The 17666-nt window shown below is 63.0% G+C and carries 11 protein-coding genes and 1 pseudogene; 7 read left to right on the top strand and 5 right to left on the bottom strand.

From position 1 onward, the window contains the following. On the bottom strand, positions 1–2132 hold a 2132-nt coding region (locus DMX12_RS24990), incomplete at its 3' end, for a DNA internalization-related competence protein ComEC/Rec2 (RefSeq protein WP_110679740.1). A 142-nt stretch (positions 2133–2274) separates the two neighbouring features. Here DMX12_RS24990 and DMX12_RS24985 point away from each other — a divergent pair. Then, positions 2275–2781 (top strand): annotated as a pseudogene (locus tag DMX12_RS24985) (DUF2062 domain-containing protein); the annotation flags it as partial. A 9-nt stretch (positions 2782–2790) separates the two neighbouring features. On the opposite strand, the gene DMX12_RS24980 reads toward DMX12_RS24985, so the two are convergent. From DMX12_RS24980 to DMX12_RS24970, 3 genes are all read right to left on the bottom strand, one after another. Beyond that, on the bottom strand, positions 2791–3570 hold the full coding sequence (locus DMX12_RS24980) for an ABC transporter permease (protein ID WP_009681883.1): 780 nt from the start codon (positions 3568–3570) through the stop codon (positions 2791–2793). Then, a complete protein-coding gene (locus DMX12_RS24975) occupies positions 3567–4499 on the bottom strand; it encodes an ABC transporter ATP-binding protein (RefSeq protein WP_009681882.1) in 933 nt (310 codons plus the stop codon). The genes DMX12_RS24980 and DMX12_RS24975 overlap by 4 nt, the downstream gene beginning before the upstream one ends. A 146-nt stretch (positions 4500–4645) precedes the next feature. Next, on the bottom strand, positions 4646–5269 hold the full coding sequence (locus DMX12_RS24970) for a glutathione S-transferase (protein WP_110679737.1): 624 nt from the start codon (positions 5267–5269) through the stop codon (positions 4646–4648). 286 nt (positions 5270–5555) lie between these two features. On the opposite strand from DMX12_RS24970, the gene DMX12_RS24960 reads away from it, so the two are divergent. The 6 genes from DMX12_RS24960 (at position 5556) to DMX12_RS24935 (ending at position 13763) form a co-directional block, all read left to right on the top strand. Continuing rightward, complete coding sequence (locus DMX12_RS24960; protein ID WP_110679735.1) at positions 5556–8003, top strand: acyl-CoA dehydrogenase; 2448 nt, start codon at positions 5556–5558, stop codon at positions 8001–8003. 92 nt (positions 8004–8095) lie between these two features. Then, complete coding sequence (locus DMX12_RS24955) at positions 8096–8500, top strand: PA2817 family protein (protein ID WP_110679739.1); 405 nt, start codon at positions 8096–8098, stop codon at positions 8498–8500. 235 nt (positions 8501–8735) lie between these two features. Then, positions 8736–9278, top strand: coding sequence for a fimbrial protein (locus tag DMX12_RS24950; protein WP_110679738.1), 543 nt, complete (start codon positions 8736–8738; stop codon positions 9276–9278). Positions 9279–9347: 69 nt separating this feature from the next. Then, on the top strand, positions 9348–10091 hold the full coding sequence (locus DMX12_RS24945) for a molecular chaperone (RefSeq protein ID WP_110679734.1): 744 nt from the start codon (positions 9348–9350) through the stop codon (positions 10089–10091). Positions 10092–10122: 31 nt separating this feature from the next. Then, positions 10123–12609, top strand: a complete 2487-nt coding sequence (locus DMX12_RS24940) for a fimbria/pilus outer membrane usher protein (RefSeq protein WP_110679733.1) — start codon at positions 10123–10125, stop codon at positions 12607–12609. A 53-nt stretch (positions 12610–12662) separates the two neighbouring features. Then, positions 12663–13763 carry a fimbrial protein gene (locus DMX12_RS24935; protein WP_110679732.1) on the top strand — a complete coding sequence of 367 codons (1101 nt, stop codon included), beginning with the start codon at positions 12663–12665 and terminating at the stop codon, positions 13761–13763. A gap of 20 nt (positions 13764–13783) precedes the next feature. Here the strand turns inward: DMX12_RS24935 and DMX12_RS24930 are convergent, their stop codons facing one another. After that, positions 13784–17638, bottom strand: coding sequence for an RHS repeat domain-containing protein (locus DMX12_RS24930; protein WP_110679731.1), 3855 nt, complete (start codon positions 17636–17638; stop codon positions 13784–13786). Between the last annotated feature and the right edge of the window lie 28 nt (positions 17639–17666).

The following is a 17666-nucleotide window of genomic DNA, read 5'->3' as shown; positions in this document are numbered from 1 at the left end:
GCCCCCTCCACCGCCGTGTCATGCACTACCAGCCCATGCCGCCGGTACCGCTCCACCACCTGCGCATGCGGGTGCCCAAAACTATTGTTGCGCCCCCGCGATATCAGCACCCCACGCGGCGCCGTGGCACGCATGAAGGCCTCGCTGGAAGAACTGCGGCTGCCATGGTGCGGCGACTGCAGCCAGTCGATGCGTGGCGCTTCGGTCGCCGCCAGCCAGGCACGCTCCGCCCCTGCCTCCATGTCGCCGGCCAGCAACAACCGCTCGCCCTGCGCCTCGACCAGCAACACACAGGAGCGGTCATTACTGCTGCGCCCATCCGCCCAGCGCCACAGCGAAAAACCCACGCCATCCCATTCCCATTGCTCGCCACTGGCACAGGGTTGCAACTGAACATCATCCAGCGCTTCCCCACCGATAACCCGCTCGACCGGCAAACCCCGCTGTATCGCCCCAGCACCGCCGGCATGATCAGCGTGGGCATGGCTGATCAGCATCACGTCCAGGTGACTCACCCCCAACTTGCGCAAGGTCGGCAACACCACCCGCTCCCCCAAGTCGTAGTCGCCCCTCGCCGGCCCGGCGTCATAGAGCAGATTGTGATGCCGGGTGCGCAACAGCACCGCCAAGCCTTGGCCGACGTCCAGTTGCCAGACCTCCACCTGCCCGAAAGGCACCGGCTCGCGCGGCACCCAGAGGGCCAACAGCATCACCCCGCCCAACCCTCGCAGCGGCACACCACGGGGCAGCAGCACCAGCAAAGCCCCCAGGCAGACCAGCAGCCAGGCCCATAGCGGCAGGGCTGGCGGCACCCATGCCGGGCGTTGCTGCGCAACCAGCGCTAGCACCCGAAACAGCACGTCCAGCAAGCCACCTGCCAGCCACAAAAAGGCCTCCCCAGCCTCACCCAACGGCAACAGCAAGGTGCCCAGCAAGGCCAACGGCAGTACCGCCAGGCTCACCCATGGCACCGCCACCAGGTTGGCCAGCGGCGCACTCAGGCTCACCGGCAAGCCCACGGCCAGCAGCACCGGCAACAAACCGATGGCAATCACCCACTGCGCCCGCGTCCAGGCCTGCCATGGCCGCCATGCCCCCAGGCGGGCACTGAAGCAAAACACCAGCGTGGCCACGGCGCCGAACGACAGCCAGAAGCCCGGAAGCAGCGCCGCCAGCGGCTCGACCAGCAACACGGCCACCAGCGCCAGCAACAGTGGCAGGAACGCCCCCAGGTGCCGAAAACGCAGCCGCCAGAGCAACACCACGGCCAGCATCAGGCAGGCACGCTGCACCGGCACCCCCGCGCCGGCCAGCCAGCCGTAGGCCAGTGCCGCACCCATGGCCAGCGCGCACGCCGAGGGCAGCCATGGCAGCCGTGCGGGCCACAGCCCCCAGCGGGCCAACCCGGCGACCAGGCCATAGAGCAAACCGGCGACCAGGCCAATGTGCTGGCCGGAAATGACCAACAAGTGCACCGTGCCGGTGGCCTGCAACGTCTGCCAATCTTCCCGCGCCAGGCCGGCCCCGTCGCCGAGCACCAGGGCCACCAGCGCGGCCTGCCGGCCGTTGGCATCGACCGCCAGCAAGCGCTGGCGCAGCGAGTCCCGCCACCCATAGCTGGCCGGCGCCAGCAGCTGCCCCGCCTTCACCGTACCGGTAGCGCCGGCCCGCCGGGCCAACAGCTGCGCTTCACGGTCCGGCCCATGCGGGTTCAACAACCCGGCGGGGCGCTGCAAGGTCACCGCCAGCCGCCACTGCTCGCCGGCCCGTACCGGCGGCCCGTCGAACCAGCTGACTTGCAGGCGTTGTGGCAGTTCGGCACGGCGCGAACGGGCGGCCTCCAGCTCGAAACGCACACCGTGCGCCGTGCGCGCCGGCAAGCCGACCACCCGCCCCTCCAGCCACAAGGTGCGGCCATCCAAAGCGGCCGCCAGCCGGTCATCCAGGGCCTGCTGGGCAGACCAGCTGGCCCAGCACAGCCCCAACAGAAAACAGCCCAATGGCCACCCGCGGGTGAACAGGCAGACGCCAGCGCAAGCCGCCAGCACCCACAACCACCCGTCCGGTGGCAATGCAGGAAGAAAGCCCAGGCACAGCAGCCCGAGCGCAAGCGCCAACATCCCTGTGCGCATGAGGTAGAGCTCCAGAAGCGAAATCACCTTCTGAGGCATAGCCCAATTGCCGGCACGGCTTGCTCAACAATTGTCACAAACTCTGAACGAGGCTGAGCGGGAATAAGGGCATACTGCCCGGGTCAACGCTCCGGGAGCCTACATGCCGCGCCGACTTTTCAAACGCTACATGCCGGACCCGACCAGTATTCGGGAACACAAGTCCTTACGCTTTTTCGGCAAGTTGCTGCACGACCCGAACCTCTGGCACCTGAACCGCCATTCGGTGGCACGGGCCATGGGCGTTGGCCTGTTCGCGGCACTGATCCCGATGCCGGCGCAGATGCTGCTGGCCGCCGCGCTGGCCATTCCGGTACGCGGCAATCTGCCGATCGCGGTCAGCCTGGTGTGGTTGACCAACCCACTGACGATGCCGCCGGTGTTCTTCGTCACCTACATGACCGGCGCCTGGCTGATGCAGGTACCACCGCGCACATTGCCTGACGAACTGACCTTCGAGTGGATCACCGACCAGCTGTCGACGCTGTGGCAACCCTTCCTGCTCGGCTCGGTGGTGTGCGGCGTGGTGCTGGGCATCCTTGGCTACTTCGGCACCATGCTGTACTGGCGCTGGTGGGTGGGCCGGCAGTGGCGGCGGCGCCAATGCCGGTGCAAGGCCTCAGGCGCGCATGCCGCGGCCGCTGACCAGCAGGCGCACACACAGCAGGTAGAGCACCGCGGTGGCCACCAGCATGAAGGTGATCGCCGTGCCGATGCTGATATCCGACACCCCTAGGATGCCGTAGCGGAACGAGTTGACCATGTGCAGCACCGGGTTGGCCAGCGACACGGTCTGCCAGAACGGCGGCAGCAGGTTGATCGAATAGAACACCCCGCCCAGGTAAGTCAGTGGCGTCAGCACGAAGGTCGGGATGATCGAAATGTCATCGAAGTTGCGCGCGAACACCGCGTTGACGAAGCCCAGCAGCGAGAAAATGGTCGCGGTCAACAGCACCACGGCCACGGTCACGCCCAGGTGGTGCACCTGCAGGTCGGTGAAGAACATCGACAGGATGGTCACGATCACCCCCACCGCCAGGCCACGCAACACGCCGCCCAGCACATAGCCGACGAGAATGATGTGCGGCGATACCGGCGACACCATCAGTTCTTCGATCGAGCGCTGGAACTTGCTGCCGAAGAAGCTCGACACCACGTTGCCATAAGAGTTGGTGATCACCGACATCATGATCAGCCCGGGCACTATGTACTGCATGTAGGTGAAACCACCCATGTCACCGATCTGCCGGCCGATCAGGTTACCGAAAATCACGAAGTACAGGACCATGGTGATCGCGGGCGGCAGCAGGGTCTGCGGCCAGATGCGCAGAAAACGCCGCACTTCACGGTAGACGATGGTGTTCAGGGCGACCCAGTTGGTACGCAGTTCCACACTCATACGGCCACCTTCGACAGGTTTTTTTCCACCAGGGACACGAACAGCTCCTCGAGTCGGTTGGTCTTGTTGCGCAGGCTTTGCACTTCGATGTTCTGCAGGGCCAGCTGGCCGAACAGCGCGGTAATGCCGATGTCCTTGTCCACCTGCACTTCCAGCGTGTGCGGGGTCAGCAGCCGGCAAGGGTAGCCTTGCAACACCGGCGCCGTGGCCAGGTCCTGCTTGAGGTCGAGGACGAAGGTTTCGACATGCAGCTTGCCCAGCAACTGGCGCATGCTGGTGTTCTCGACGATGGTGCCGTGGTCGATGATGCCGATGTTACGGCACAGCTGCTCAGCCTCTTCCAGGTAATGGGTGGTGAGGATGATGGTGATGCCCTTCTGGTTCAGCTCGGTGAGAAAGCTCCACATCGACCGGCGCAGCTCGATGTCCACCCCGGCGGTAGGTTCGTCCAGGATCAGCAGGCGCGGCTCGTGAATCAGCGCGCGGGCAATCATCAGGCGGCGCTTCATGCCACCAGACAACGAACGCGACTGCACGTCGCGCTTGTCCCACAGGCCCAGCTGGGTCAGGTATTGCTCGGCGCGCTCCTTGGCCAGTTTGGGCGGGATACCGTAGTAGCCGGCCTGGGTCACCACGATATCGAAGGTTTTCTCGAACTGGTTGAAGTTGAATTCCTGCGGCACCACGCCCAGGCAGCGCTTTAGCGCGGCGGGCTCGCGGTCCAGGTCATGGCCGAATACGTTGACCGTGCCGCTGGTCTTGTTCACCAGCGTGGACAGGATGCCGATGGTGGTGGACTTGCCGGCGCCGTTGGGGCCGAGCAAGGCGAAGAAGTCACCTTCGGCAACGTCCAGGTCGATGCCCTTGAGGGCCTGGAAGCCGTTGCCGTAGGTTTTGGTGAGCTGTCGGATGGACAGGGCAGAACTCATAGCGGGTCACTTACCGAAGAATAAGGTGCAGGACACGCCAGATAACGTCACTGGCGCAGTGAGTGCGGCCAATGGTGCAAGGCCTGGCCGCACAAGTACAGTCATGTGTATTGATAGTGACTATCGAAACAGCCGTGGTGTTCGATTCAGGTCAGCGCCGTCATCACCGCAGCCTGGTAGGCCGGGCGTGCCTTGAGGCGTGCGTACCACGCTTCCAGATGCCGCATGGCCGGGCGCTCGATGGGCAGCTCGAACCAGGCGTAGGCGAAGCACCCCAGTGGGATGTCGCCCATGCCGATCTGGTCACCGGAAAGATACGGCTGCTGGGCCAGGGCAGCATCGGCCATCGCCAGCAGCTCGGCACAGCGCTTGTGCGCAGCGTTGATCGCCACCCAGTCGCGCTGGTCTTCCGGGGTACGCAGCAGGCCCCAGAACAGCGGGCGGAAGGGGGTTGCCAAGGCTGATGTGGTCCAGTCCATCCACTTGTCGGCCAGGGCGCGCTGGCGCGGGTCTTCCAGGTACCAGCCTTGCTCGGCGCCGTACTCGGCGCACAGGTAGCGGACGATGGCGTTGGACTCCCACAGGACCAGGTCGCCGTCCTCCAGCAGGGGCACCAGGCCATTGGGGTTGCGCGCGCGGTAGTGCGGCTCGTTGACCACGCCGAAAGCGCCGCCGGCGTCGATGGACGCGAAGTCCAGGCCCAGTTCGTGGGCAATCCACAGCGCCTTGCGCACATTGCTCGAATTCTTGCGGCCCCAGATCTTCAGCATGGCAACGTCCTTATGAATGTGGAGGGCTGCACAGTCTACTCCAGAGTTTTCTCGCCTGTACCGGCCTCTTCGCGGGCGCGCCCGCTCCCACAGGCGTCTCACCCGTCTCGAACCCTGTGATACCCCTGTGGGAGCGGGCGTGCCCGCGAAGAGGCCGGCACAGGCTGAAAATATCCTGAAACTCCCACCGCCACACCCTGTCACTGTTCTGACCCTGCCGTTCACGGCGTTACGTCTAAGCTGTCTGGGACGGTTCAAGCTCCCCTGGTTCCAAGGAGGACCGATTATGTTGCTGTTATGGTTGGTAGTGCTGGTGATCGGCGCGGCATACCTCACGCACCGGCGCCTGGCGCCCCTGCAGATTCTCGGCATCGTGGCGGCCTACGTCCTGCTGATGAGCATTTTCAGCAGCGCCCCCGGCTGGCTGCTGGCGCTGATCTGGATCGTGCTGGCGTTCAAGGTGGCCGTGGTGGCGCTGCCCGACTGGCGCCGCAAGGTGTTCACCGGCCGGGTATTCAACTGGTTCCAGCGCACCCTGCCGCCCATGTCGCAAACCGAGCGCGAAGCGATCGACGCAGGCACCGTCTGGTGGGACGGCGAGCTGTTCAGTGGCCGCCCCGACTGGCGCACCCTGCTCGCCTACCCGGCACCGAAGCTGACCGAGGAAGAACAGGCTTTCATCGATGGACCGACAGAAGAGCTGTGCGCCATGGTCAGCGACTGGCAGATCGGCCAGGACCTCGACCTGCCGCCCGAAGCGTGGGCGCATATCAAGTCGAACGGTTTCTTTGCCCTGATCATCCCCAAGGAATATGGCGGTAAAGGTTTCTCCGCCTATGCCCACTCCCAGGTGGCGATGAAGCTGGCCACCCGCAGCGGCGACCTGGCCTCGACCGTGATGGTGCCCAACTCCCTGGGGCCCGCTGAGTTGCTGCTGCACTACGGCACCGATGAGCAACGTAACCACTACCTGCCGCGCCTGGCCCGTGGCGAAGAAATCCCCTGCTTCGCCCTCACCGGCCCATTGGCCGGCTCCGACGCTGGCGCCATGCCCGACACTGGTGTCATCTGCAAAGGCCAATGGCAAGGCGAAGAAGTCCTCGGCCTGCGCCTGAACTGGGAAAAGCGCTATATCACCCTCGGCCCGGTCGCGACCCTGCTGGGCCTGGCCTTCAAGGCCTACGACCCGGACCATTTGCTGGGCGAGCAGGAAGAACTGGGCATCAGCCTGGCCCTGATCCCCACCGACACCCCCGGCGTCGAAATCGGCAAGCGCCACCTGCCGCTGGGCGCTGCCTTCATGAACGGCCCCAACAGCGGCAAGGACGTGTTCGTGCCGCTGAGCTTCCTGATCGGTGGCCAGGCCATGCTCGGCAAGGGCTGGATGATGCTGATGAACTGCCTGTCGGTGGGCCGCTCGATTTCCCTGCCCGCCGTCGGCACGGGTGCGGCCAAGTACACCAGCCTGGTTACCGGCCAGTACGCCACTATCCGCGAGCAGTTCAATGTGCCGCTGGCGGCCTTCGAAGGCATCCAGGAATCCCTGGCACGCATCGGCGGCAACGCCTGGCTGATGGACAGCGCCCGCCTGCTCACCGCCAAGGCCGTGGACCTGGGCGAAAAGCCCTCGGTGCTGTCGGCGATTCTCAAGTACCACCTCACCGAGCGCGGCCGTGAATGCATCCAGCATGCCATGGACGTGCACGGCGGCAAGGGCATCATCATGGGCCCGAACAACTACCTGGGCCGGAACTGGCAGGGGGCGCCGATCTTCATCACCGTCGAGGGCGCCAACATTCTCTCGCGCAACCTGATGATCTTCGGCCAGGGCGCCATCCGTTGCCACCCGTTCGTGCTCAAGGAAATGGCCCTGGCCGGCCGCCAGGACCACGACCAGGCACTGCGCGAGTTCGACGACCTGTTGATGCAGCACATCATGTTCGCCGCCGGCAATGCGGCCAGTACGTTCATCCACGGCATCGGCCTGGGTCGTTTTGAGAAGGTGCCGGGCGATGCCTTGAGCCAAGGGTATTTCCATGCACTGAACCGCCAGGCTGCCGCGTTCGCGATGCTCGCGGACCTCTCCATGATGCTGCTCGGCGGCGCGCTGAAGCGGCGCGAACGTTTGAGTGCGCGCCTGGGGGATGTGCTCAGCCATCTTTACCTGTCCAGTGCCGCCCTGAAGCGCTACCACGACCTTGGCTCACCCGAGCATATGCGGCCGCTGTTGCGTTGGGCCATGGAAGAGAGCTTGGGCCAAGCGGAAAAGGCCCTGGATAGCCTGCTCGACAACTTCCCGAACCGCTTCGTCGGCTGCGCCCTGCGCGTGCTGGTTTTCCCATTCGGGCGCCGTCACACCGGGCCGAGCGATGAACTGGACGCCGAGGTGGCTGCACTGATCGGCCGTCATAAAGGCGACCCAGCGCTGGAAGAACTGCTGGCCGGCTGCTTCAGGCCCCAGGCTGAGGGAGACCCGGTAGCGGCCCTGCAACGGGCCTGTGACTTGCTGGGTGAAGCGGCCCCCCTGCAAAAAGACGTGCACCAGGCGCTCAAAGATGGCCGAGTGCGGCCCGCGCCCGGGCAATCGACCATAGAGGCCGCCGTGGCGGCGGGTGTGCTGCAGTCGACCGAGGGGCAACGGTTGCTGGCAGCCGAGGCAGCACGGCGGGCTGTGATCGACGTGGACGCCTTCGACAAGGAGCAGTTGTTGCCCGAGCCCGGCAAGGTCCGCTAGACCGGAGCGGCCCATGGCGGGCCGCACTGTCTCCAAAAGACATGATCTGGCGTATACTCCGCGACCGTTTCAACGACACCGAGGACCGCCCCATGGCCACCCCCAATCTGGAATACCACCTGCAACTGCTGAACCACCTGCGCACCATCCTGGTGGCTTTGAGTGAAGCCGAGCAGGTACCAGAGGAAAGCCACGCTCTGTTCCTCGAACGCTTCGACGAACTGCTGACCCTGCTGCCGCAAGACCCGCTGGAAAGCCAGTACCTGGGCCAGGACCTGATCTGCCAGGTGATCCAGCGGTACCCGCAGATCGCACACTTGGTGCCCCGCGACCTGCTATGGTTCTTCGGCGGCGATTGCCTGCATTACATGCCCGACGAAGAACTCGATCTCTATCAGCGCCTGGAAGAACTGCGCTACGAAGCTGAACGCAGAGGCGAACCCTTCGACTGGAACCTGCAGAAACGTACGCTTGGTTCGCCCGACCTACCCCACTGATGCCACGTTTCCCCGGTGACACTGTGTTGAAGCGTCCCCGGGAAACTGCCCTTCGCGAATAGAGCATTATTTCCTACGCGCTCTTGTCCCATTACTTACCGTTATTCGCGGTCTTCCTACATTCGCCCTATTCGCCCGTCCATAAACTGTTCGAGTTCCGGAAGTGCACTGCTCACTCGCGATCCGGAACCTGCGGAGCTCACGCAGCCACCTGAACTTTATTATGGACATCACGATGAAAAGACTGCTTTTCCCGCTGGCCCTCGCACTGGCGAGTACAACCGTTTCAGCGGCGACGGAAACCGGCCGCATCGACTTCACGGGTTACATCTACGCTGGCGGCACCTGCCCAATCGAGGTGGTAGAGCCGGGCATGGGCGTCCTGCCTTCCGTTTCCATGGGCAACTTCCTGCCCAAGCACTTCCCGGTAGTGGGTACCACTTCACCGGAAAAGGCTTTCGCACTGCGCATTACGCCCGACGCGACTTGTACGCCCAGCACCAAAGCCAAGGTCACTTTTGAAGCTTTGCATGGCGTAGTGGGTGGCGACGAGCTCTACGGGCTGCGCCGGGGCGACGGCACAGCATCGGGCCTGGGCGTACTGATCAAGGATCAGAATCACAACATCCTCAAGCCCGACATGGAGTCGGAAGAGTACGACATTTCTCCGTCGCAACCTACTGACATGCAGTTCTATGCAGCTTACCAATCGACAGAAACGGTAGTGACCGAAGGCCTCGCAGAGGCCCGCGTCAATTTCTCGGTCGAACTGCCCTGACGATTCACTCCAGGTGCCGCCCGCGCACCTGGAGTTTTCCGCTACAACCTCACCTCGAACGGTCTCGACATGAATGTTCTGACGTCAGGCAGGCGCTTGCTGTGCGCTTGTCTGTTGCCGCTCGCCCTGGCGCCTAACGGTGCCCAGGCAGCGCTCACCATCAGCACCACCCGCATCGTCTACGATGCTCATCAACGCAGTGCCTCGGTAGTTGTCGCCAATCCCTCGGCGCAGCCTTATGCCGCACAGGCTTGGGTCAACACCGAGGCTGACGACACCACTACCAGCGTGCCGCTCGTCACCACCCCTGCACTGTTTCGCCTGAACCCCGGCCGAGAGCAGACCGTGCAGATCAATGGGTTACCCAATGAGTTACCCCAGGATCGCGAGTCGCTGTTCTTCTTCAACCTGCAGGAAGTCCCACAAGCCGACCCGGACTCGGCTGCTCGCAATACGCTACGCATCGCCCTGCGTACACGCATCAAGCTGTTCTACCGGCCCACCGCCATCGCCGGGAACCCGGCACGCGAGCTGAAGAAGCTGGAGTTCTCCACCGTGCAGGAGGGCGGCCGCCGCTACCTGCAAGTACGTAATCCCACGCCTTATCACTACGTGTTCAGCCGGTTCGAGCTGCAGCTTGCCGACCAGCGTCACCCGCTGCGTGAGGCCGACATGCTGCGCCCGCTAGAGACGCAACGCTATGCAATACCGCGCCAACTCGGCACGAGTGGCCTGAAGGTCACCGTTACGTTCATCAACGATTACGGTGGCCTGACCCCGCCTCTGACCCTCCCCGTGCAGGACGCTATCTGAGCGTAGCGAGTCGCCTTCAGGAATGGAACACATGAACCCATCACCAACCTGTCCTGACAGCGAGTCGGTGCGGCGAGCGCTGCTCGCGCTCAGCTGTCTACTGCCCCTGCTCGTGCAACCGGGCAGAGCCATCGCTGCACCTTTCGAAGCCGGTTTTCTTCGCCAGGACCCCCGCCAACCTGGCGCCAGCGCCCTGGCGCTCGGCGCCTTGAGCGATGAACAGCAACTACCGCCGGGGCGTTACCGGGTGAGGCTGATCGTCAATCTAGAGGACATCGGTGAGCACTTGCTGACGTTCGAAAACGATGCCCGCACGCAAACGCTCGAAGCCTGCCTCCCCCCGGCGCTCCTGGGTGAGCTGGGGTTGCGCCTGGATGCACTGGAGGATCCGACGGCCACCAGCCTCCAGTGCCTGGACCTGCCGGGCGTAGTGCCCGGCGCGCAAGTGAACTTCGACAGCGAAAAGCTCCAGCTATCGCTGTCCATACCGCAAATCGCCTTGCGCCGTGATGTGGCAGGCTATGTCGACCCTCAGCGTTGGGACAGTGGCATCAACGCAGCATTCGTCAATTACCAGGCCTCGGCGCGACGCAGCGACGGCTACCAGAGTAGCCAGTACAGCCAGGACCTGTACCTGAATACCGGTCTGAACGTGCAGGGCTGGCGCCTACGCAGCCAGCAATCCTGGCGACAAGACAGCGGCAGCGGGGCACACTGGGACAGGACCAATACCTTCGCCCAGCACGACCTGCCCGGGACGTGGGGAGCCGTGACCCTGGGCGAGTCGTTCACCGACAGCCAAGTGTTTCGAAGCATTCCCATGCTCGGTGTACGCGCGAACGCAGACCAGGACATGCTGCCGGATGCCCTGCGCAGTTATGCCCCTGTGATCCGCGGCGTCGCCCAGAGCCGCGCCAAGCTGGAAATTTGGCAGAACGGTTACCCGATCTACTCCACCTATGTCAGCCCTGGCCCCTATGCCATCGACGACTTGAGCGTAGGAGGTACTGGAGAACTGGAGGTGGTGCTGACCGAAGCTGATGGGCAGGTGCGCCGCTTTCAGCAACCCTATGCCAGCATCGGCAACCTTCTACGGCCTGGGGTCTGGAACTACAGCGCCGCAGTGGGGCGCTACAACCCGCCCGACAAGTTCGATACCCCGGTATTCTGGCAGGCCGGCCTGGCCATGGGCACACCTTGGCGCTCGTCGGTGTACGGCGGGATGATGTCCAGCACCGGGTATCGCGCAGTCGCGCTGGGCGTGGCGCGCGACCTGGGCGAGCTGGGGGCGCTTTCACTGGATGTGACCCACGCCAGCAGCGAGCTGCCAGCGCCGCACCGCGACCTGCAGGGCCAGAGCTATTCGATGCGTTACAGCAAGAGCTTCGGCGCCGACACACACCTGCGCTTCGCCGGTTACCGCTATTCCACCCAAGGGTATCGGGACTTCGACGAATGGGTCCGGCAAGGCAGCAATGAACGCAGCTTTCTCGGCAGTCGTCGCAGCCGCCTCGAGGCCTCGGTTTACCAGAAAATCGGCAAAGGGCACTCGATCAGCCTGAACCTGTCGCAGCAAAACTACTGGCAGCGCCAGGACGTACAACGTCAGTTCCAGTTCAATTTCAGCGGCTATCATGGCTCGCTCAACTACAACCTGTATGCTTCGCAATCCCTGGCCAGCGCCGGCTCACACAGTGACCGCCAAATCGGCCTGAGCCTGTCGATGCCCTTGGAGTTCGGCGCCACCCACCGGCTGTCGACCGACGTGTCGTACAGCGCCAGTGGCAGTAGCCTGCGCACCTCACTCAGCGGCCAAGCGGGACCGGAGCTAGGCTATAACGCCAGCGTTCAGCGTGATCAGCAGCGCAATGACACCCTTTCACTGGCCTTGGCATACCAAACACCGCACGCCAGCCTCGGTGCAGGAGGCGTGCTGAGCGAGCGGTACCGTAACGTATCGGTAAATGCCAGCGGCGCCGTGCTGCTGCATGAAGACGGCCTGGCTTTCGGCCCCTACCTGGGAGACACCATGGGCCTGGTACAGGTGCCAGGGATCGCCGACGTCGGCATACGCCAGGGTGGCGCAGCCCGTACCGACGCCAACGGCTACGCGCTGATTCCTCACCTGCGCCCCTACAAGCCTAATGCCTTGGTACTGGATACCGACCAACTCGGGGCGGATGTGACCATCGAAAATGCCACAGCCCAGCTTGTGCCACGGCGCGGAGCGGTGGTCAGGCACCGCTTCGAGGCCCGCCGCATCAACCGCATGGTGCTGACCCTTCACAACGCCGACGGCCACGTGCTGCCCTTCGGCGCACAACTGCTCGACCACTCGGGAGAGGTAGTAGGCATGGTCGGCCAGGGCGGGCAGCTATTGCTGGCCCTGGATGAGGGTGAGCACACCCTGACCGCGCACTGGGGCGAAGACGACCAACCACGCTGCCAGGTGCAACTGAACCCTGCTGGCCTGCCCATTTCGGACGGGTACCGACAGCAAACCCTAACCTGCAACTGACTCACCAGCCTTGGTCGGTCGCCCACGGGTTGACCGCCAGACAAGGATATCCAATGTTCAGCCCCCGCAATACCCTCGCTATCACCACGTTGATCTGTACGCTCGGATTCCTGCCGCACGGCCAAGCAGCGCCAAGCGCAGATCCCTCCTTTTGTACCGTGGCGCTTCCCGGGCCTATTCCCATGACCTATCACCGTGACCTGGGAACCTTGCACGTGCCGCGCGACGCCCCGGTCGGTACGGTCATCGGCCAACTCGACCCTGAAACCTGGGAAAGGACCGACGGCGCAAGGCTTACATGCTTTCATTTTGGCGACGGCGCCTACATGCGCTTGCACCTCAACGCGAGCGTGCCCATTGTCCCACACCCGTTGCCACCGATCGGCGGTGAACCCTCAGATGGACACATTCTCGAAACCGGGATTGACGGCATAGGTGTGCGCATCCGGGTCAAGAGGCCGCTTGACGGCGTTATATCCAGTAGCTTCATTCCAGAGAACGGTGACACGCGTGTGCCTTACGTCGCTTACAGAGATACCGACAACGGCCTTGTCGGAACAATACTGGGCCTCCTTTACACACAGATCACCTTCGTCAAAACCGGTGATATTGCACCCGGCCCCCACCGGATCGCCGCCAAGCAAATGTTCAATGCCGTCCTCGATTTCAATAACTTCGGTGAAGCGTTCAAGTTCCTGGTATCGGCCACCATCGTCCAGGCCGAGTGCAGTATCGTCGGCGACGCAGTGAGCCCGAACCCCGTGGTGCTTGGGGAATGGCAGAAAAGCGACTTCACCGGACCAGGGTCGCGCACCACGACCGTACCCTTCACGATCGCCTTGACAGGTTGCGTTGCCGACCCTGGCGGCAATAGCCGGGTGACGCTGCAATTGGACCCGACCAACGGCTCGCTGGCAGACCCGCGCCACCCCGGCGTTTTCAGCATAGGCGCTGGCGCGGACGCCGACGGCGTCGGCATCCAGGTGGTCAAGAACGACAGCTCGCCCTTCCCCCTGGAAGTCGAGCACGACATGCTGCCGCTCAGCTCGGGCGACATGCGCCTGGACTTGGGTGCCCATCTGTTCCAGACCGAGGACACCGTTATCCCTGGCGCTGCCAGCGGCGCGCTGAACTTCACCCTGCGCTACCGCTAGCGTGCCACACCGCGATAGGTTCAAGCCGGCCCAGAGGTGCCCGTCAGCACGTCCTGAGCATCGTAGTGGTACTGGTGACTGGCCTGGCCATCGACGACTTCACGCAGACGGTTCAGGCCATCATAGGTCAGCGTGCGGCCTGCCTCGTCGCACGTCATATTGCCATTGGCATCGTAGGTGAACGACACAGGTGGCAGCACCGACCGATCTGCAGGGTAATGGGCCAGACCGGTCAGCTGTGCCGGATCCAACGGGTTTTCGAAATTGTACAGGGTCCTGTGGATCTGGCCTTCGGCATCGGTGGTGGTCACCATGGTAATGTTGTCCAACTCATCGAGCATGAATGCCTGCTGCGCGATCACATTGCCCCATGGGTCCTCGGGGGCCTGCAATGCAGGCTGCCCCCCCTCACCCTTGCACTGGTACACCGTCAAACGGTTACGAAGGTTGTAGGTAAAGAACTCATCGCGCAGTACCGTGCTGCCTTCGCACAACGTACGTTGCACCAAGTTATCGATGTCGTTGTACACCTGCGTCAAGCTCTGCGTCAGGCCACCGCCGAAGTCGAACGTACGCAAGACCTCTCGATCGAACTCGTCATACATCAAGGTCGTCACCAACTGCTGGTCGCCGTCTTTTGTCGTGATGGAATGGGTGCGTCCGAATGCGTCGTAGGTGAAGTCCGCCGTGGTGGAGCCCAGGGTCGTCCGGGACAAGCGGCCGCTCTCATCATAGCGATAGGTCTGCACGCCGCCGAGAACGTCCTGATAACTCGTCAGGCGCTCCTTGACGCTATAGCCGTACTTCATGGTGAAGGTCTGATCATCGCCGTTCGCGGCTGGCGCAGTGTAAGTCCGTGTTTCGTCCTTCACTTGCCCGGTACTGTAATAGCTGCGCACGACTGTCTGGTCCCCCGCGACGCAACTCAACAGCCGTCCATTCTGGCGATCGTAGTAGTAGATGTCCTGCGCGTTCGCCTGCCCTGCTCGATCGGTTCCCGCCGGAGCGATAATCCTGCTGACGGGCTCATCGACAAGCGTTGGCAGGTAGTCGTATTCCACCAAATCGCCGCTGGGCATGGTCACGGTTTGCGGACGCAGTTGGCTGCCGTTGTACGTGTAGGTTTGCAGTCGGCCGCCAGTGGTGGAGGTGCTCATCCGCCCCAGGCCATCGAAGCTCTGTTCGCCCAGTGTCTTGCCATTGATCGCTATGGAGGTTGGCAGGTCGTCGGCACTGTGCGAGGCATAAGTACGGACGACAATGTGATCATACGGCAGCTTATGCTCGAGCAAGCGGTCGAAGACATCATAATGGTACTGGTTGACCCGTGTGTCGATGACCTCGCGGGTGTGGCGCCCCAACCCATCGTAGCTGTCTTCCTGGATACTGATCGTGTTGCCCTCGATGTCTTGCCGTTCGGTGCGTACCTCTTTGTCGAAAAGGTTCAGCCAGGTGACCGTCACGCCGGACTTGAGCCACTGACGGGTTCCGTCCGAAGCCACCGCCTCGACCTCGTCCCAGGCCCGAGTGACCACCCCGTCGTGCTCAGCGACCCCAACCGGGTCGGTATAGGCATAATGGTGCACCCGGTCTGGCCCAACCGTGCAGCATCGTTGCCCCCAGTCGTCATGACGGTATGTGGTGCGCAATTCCAACAACTTGCCGTCTACCCAGTCGATGTCTTCTTCCGCTATTTGTTCTCCCAGCGCGTTGAAGGCAGCGCGATAGGTCGGATGCAGGTCACCACTGCCATCAATGAGCGCATCGACGTCCTCACGCAGTTCAGCGATCACCCGGTTCAAACCGTCGAACTCGCTGCGGGTGACCACCGACTTGACGTCAAAGCTTACTTGGCTGGCCTGCTCGCCGGCAGCGGCACAGAGCTGGTACTGGTAACGCCGACTGGCTTGCTCGGGCCGGTCGGGCGCGACAGTCTCGCAGGTGACCCGGTGCAAGGCGTCGTATTCGTAGCGTATTTCGACATCGTTGTCGTCGCGCGTCAGCAAAGGCTCGTCAAGCACTACCGAATGCTGGGACACGATGGTTCGGGTAGGCGAGTGCTGATCGTCGCCCTCCAGCGAACCGGTCAGGGTTTCCTGGACCTGGAGCACGGTATTGCCCAGCAGCGCGGTCTGGCCAGCAGTGTAGGGTAGCTGGCTATACGCATACCGCGTGGTGAGGTCGCCACCTTCCATGCGCTGAACCTTGCGCCGCGGTCGAGCGTATGTCCAGCGTTCGGCGGGGTCGGTCTCGTACTCGTAGGTCATTTCCTGCCACTGCCGTTCAGTGTCGGCCGGCAACATTTCCACCAGGGTCTCGCTGTCGAGTGCATACCACGGCGCAAGCTCCACGCCCGCGTCGCCATCATTGCCCAATGCCGCCAGCGTCGCATAACGGTAACGGCTTACCAGGACGCTGGCCGCCCCCACACCGTTTTCGGCCGGCACCACGGTCTTCTGCTTGAGGTCTCGGGCGAACCCTTCAGGGTCGGCGTCATGCCCGTCCTGATCCGACGCGTCATACCACTGCTGCAGCGTCTTCACCCCAGTGGCATCGACCTGCTCCAGCAGGTTGCCGAACCCGTCATACCGTGTCAGGACGCTCTGTTCACGGCGCACAGCCGATTGTGAATGGCGCCACCAGGCCTCGGTACTCCGGGTGGGCAACTGCACATTGGCCGGTTGCTGGGCGAACTCGATCATGTTGCCGTCACTGTCGAGCTGCACGTTGTACACCGTACTCGAGCGTTGAACACTGTCGTTCTGGACGGTCTGTGTACTGGTTTGCAGGTGGAACTGATCGAACGCGCGGGTAATGGTGCGCACGGGCTGGGCCACGCCTTGCTCATCGGCGACATACCAGGTTTCCACCGACCCGTATGCATAGGTGCCGACATAGCGGAACAGGTTGTCCAAGCCATCGTCCTGCCAGGTCACAGGCAGCCCGTTACCGAGGAAATTGTGCTTGTCAGGTCGGCCAGGGTCGAGTTCGTAGCCGTAGCGCTTCTCGATCGTGGGTTGCTCGAATCCGGGGTGGACCAAATGGTGCGTGACCCGAGGGAGCGAGGTGCGGGCATTGCCGGGAAACAAATGGCCTTCGTCTTCGTAGCGCAACACTTCAAGGGCGCCCGTCGGGGTCTGCACCTCGACGATGCACAGCAGGTCGCGCACGGTTTCGTAGCGCAAGCGCCAGGAAGCTTGTTCCTCGGTCGGCAGTATGAGCCGTTCCACTTGCCCATCGCCGCCCAGAAGCAACGTGAATGCCGTGCGGGCCTGTGCGTCTTCCAGGTTGGGAAAAGTCGTGGCGGACAGCGCATTCCCTTCTCGCTTGATCTGCAACACCACCTCGCCATCGTCCTGGGTGACCGATGCCAACCGCGGGAAGCCACCAAAGTCCTCGTAGTACAGGCGTATGCCATGGCCTTGCGCATTGTAGATTTCCACGGGCACGGCAAGGTTGCGGGCGCCTTGCGGCTTGAGCACTTCGACAGCGCCCGATTTGTGCACGATACGATAGCCTCCGTTGCCGTGCGCGTAGAAATGGAACGTTTCGAGTTTCTGCTCTTTCATCACCCAGGGTTTGCCGGCGGGTTTGCCAGTGACCTTGTAGCTTTCACCGGTGGCCAGCGAGACGACGTCCGTGGCGGGGTTGAATTGCGAAAGCCGCAACGTCCAACCCTTGCCGAACCCCGAATCGACGGTATTGAGCGGACTGTAGAACAACGGGAACTCGAACAGCGGCCCCTGCAGGAAATTGCAATTGAGCCCGGGCAAGTTTACCGAGAATGTATATTGGCCGGTGCGTGGGTCGACACCGGAAGCGAGGTAACTCATGAAGTTGAAGGCGTTCGAATGAACGGCAGTGGAATCGGTCATGTTGGTATCTCCAGAAAGGGTTGTGCGT

This window comes from Pseudomonas sp. MB-090624 (assembly GCF_003205245.1).
Taxonomy (GTDB): domain Bacteria; phylum Pseudomonadota; class Gammaproteobacteria; order Pseudomonadales; family Pseudomonadaceae; genus Aquipseudomonas; species Aquipseudomonas juntendi.
The sequence above is the reverse complement of the archived record's forward strand: the minus strand, read 5'-3'. Positions and strand labels throughout refer to the sequence as shown.

Excerpts from the sequence above, each read along its gene's own strand:
- DMX12_RS24980 (WP_009681883.1), bottom strand. The coding sequence starts at position 3,570 with ATGAGTGTGGAACTGCGTACCAACTGGGTCGCCCTGAACACCATCGTC.
- DMX12_RS24975 (WP_009681882.1), bottom strand. The coding sequence starts at position 4,499 with ATGAGTTCTGCCCTGTCCATCCGACAGCTCACCAAAACCTACGGCAAC.
- DMX12_RS24970 (WP_110679737.1), bottom strand. The coding sequence starts at position 5,269 with ATGCTGAAGATCTGGGGCCGCAAGAATTCGAGCAATGTGCGCAAGGCG.
- DMX12_RS24960 (WP_110679735.1), top strand. The coding sequence starts at position 5,556 with ATGTTGCTGTTATGGTTGGTAGTGCTGGTGATCGGCGCGGCATACCTC.
- DMX12_RS24955 (WP_110679739.1), top strand. The coding sequence starts at position 8,096 with ATGGCCACCCCCAATCTGGAATACCACCTGCAACTGCTGAACCACCTG.
- DMX12_RS24950 (WP_110679738.1), top strand. The coding sequence starts at position 8,736 with ATGAAAAGACTGCTTTTCCCGCTGGCCCTCGCACTGGCGAGTACAACC.
- DMX12_RS24945 (WP_110679734.1), top strand. The coding sequence starts at position 9,348 with ATGAATGTTCTGACGTCAGGCAGGCGCTTGCTGTGCGCTTGTCTGTTG.
- DMX12_RS24940 (WP_110679733.1), top strand. The coding sequence starts at position 10,123 with ATGAACCCATCACCAACCTGTCCTGACAGCGAGTCGGTGCGGCGAGCG.
- DMX12_RS24935 (WP_110679732.1), top strand. The coding sequence starts at position 12,663 with ATGTTCAGCCCCCGCAATACCCTCGCTATCACCACGTTGATCTGTACG.
- DMX12_RS24930 (WP_110679731.1), bottom strand. The coding sequence starts at position 17,638 with ATGACCGATTCCACTGCCGTTCATTCGAACGCCTTCAACTTCATGAGT.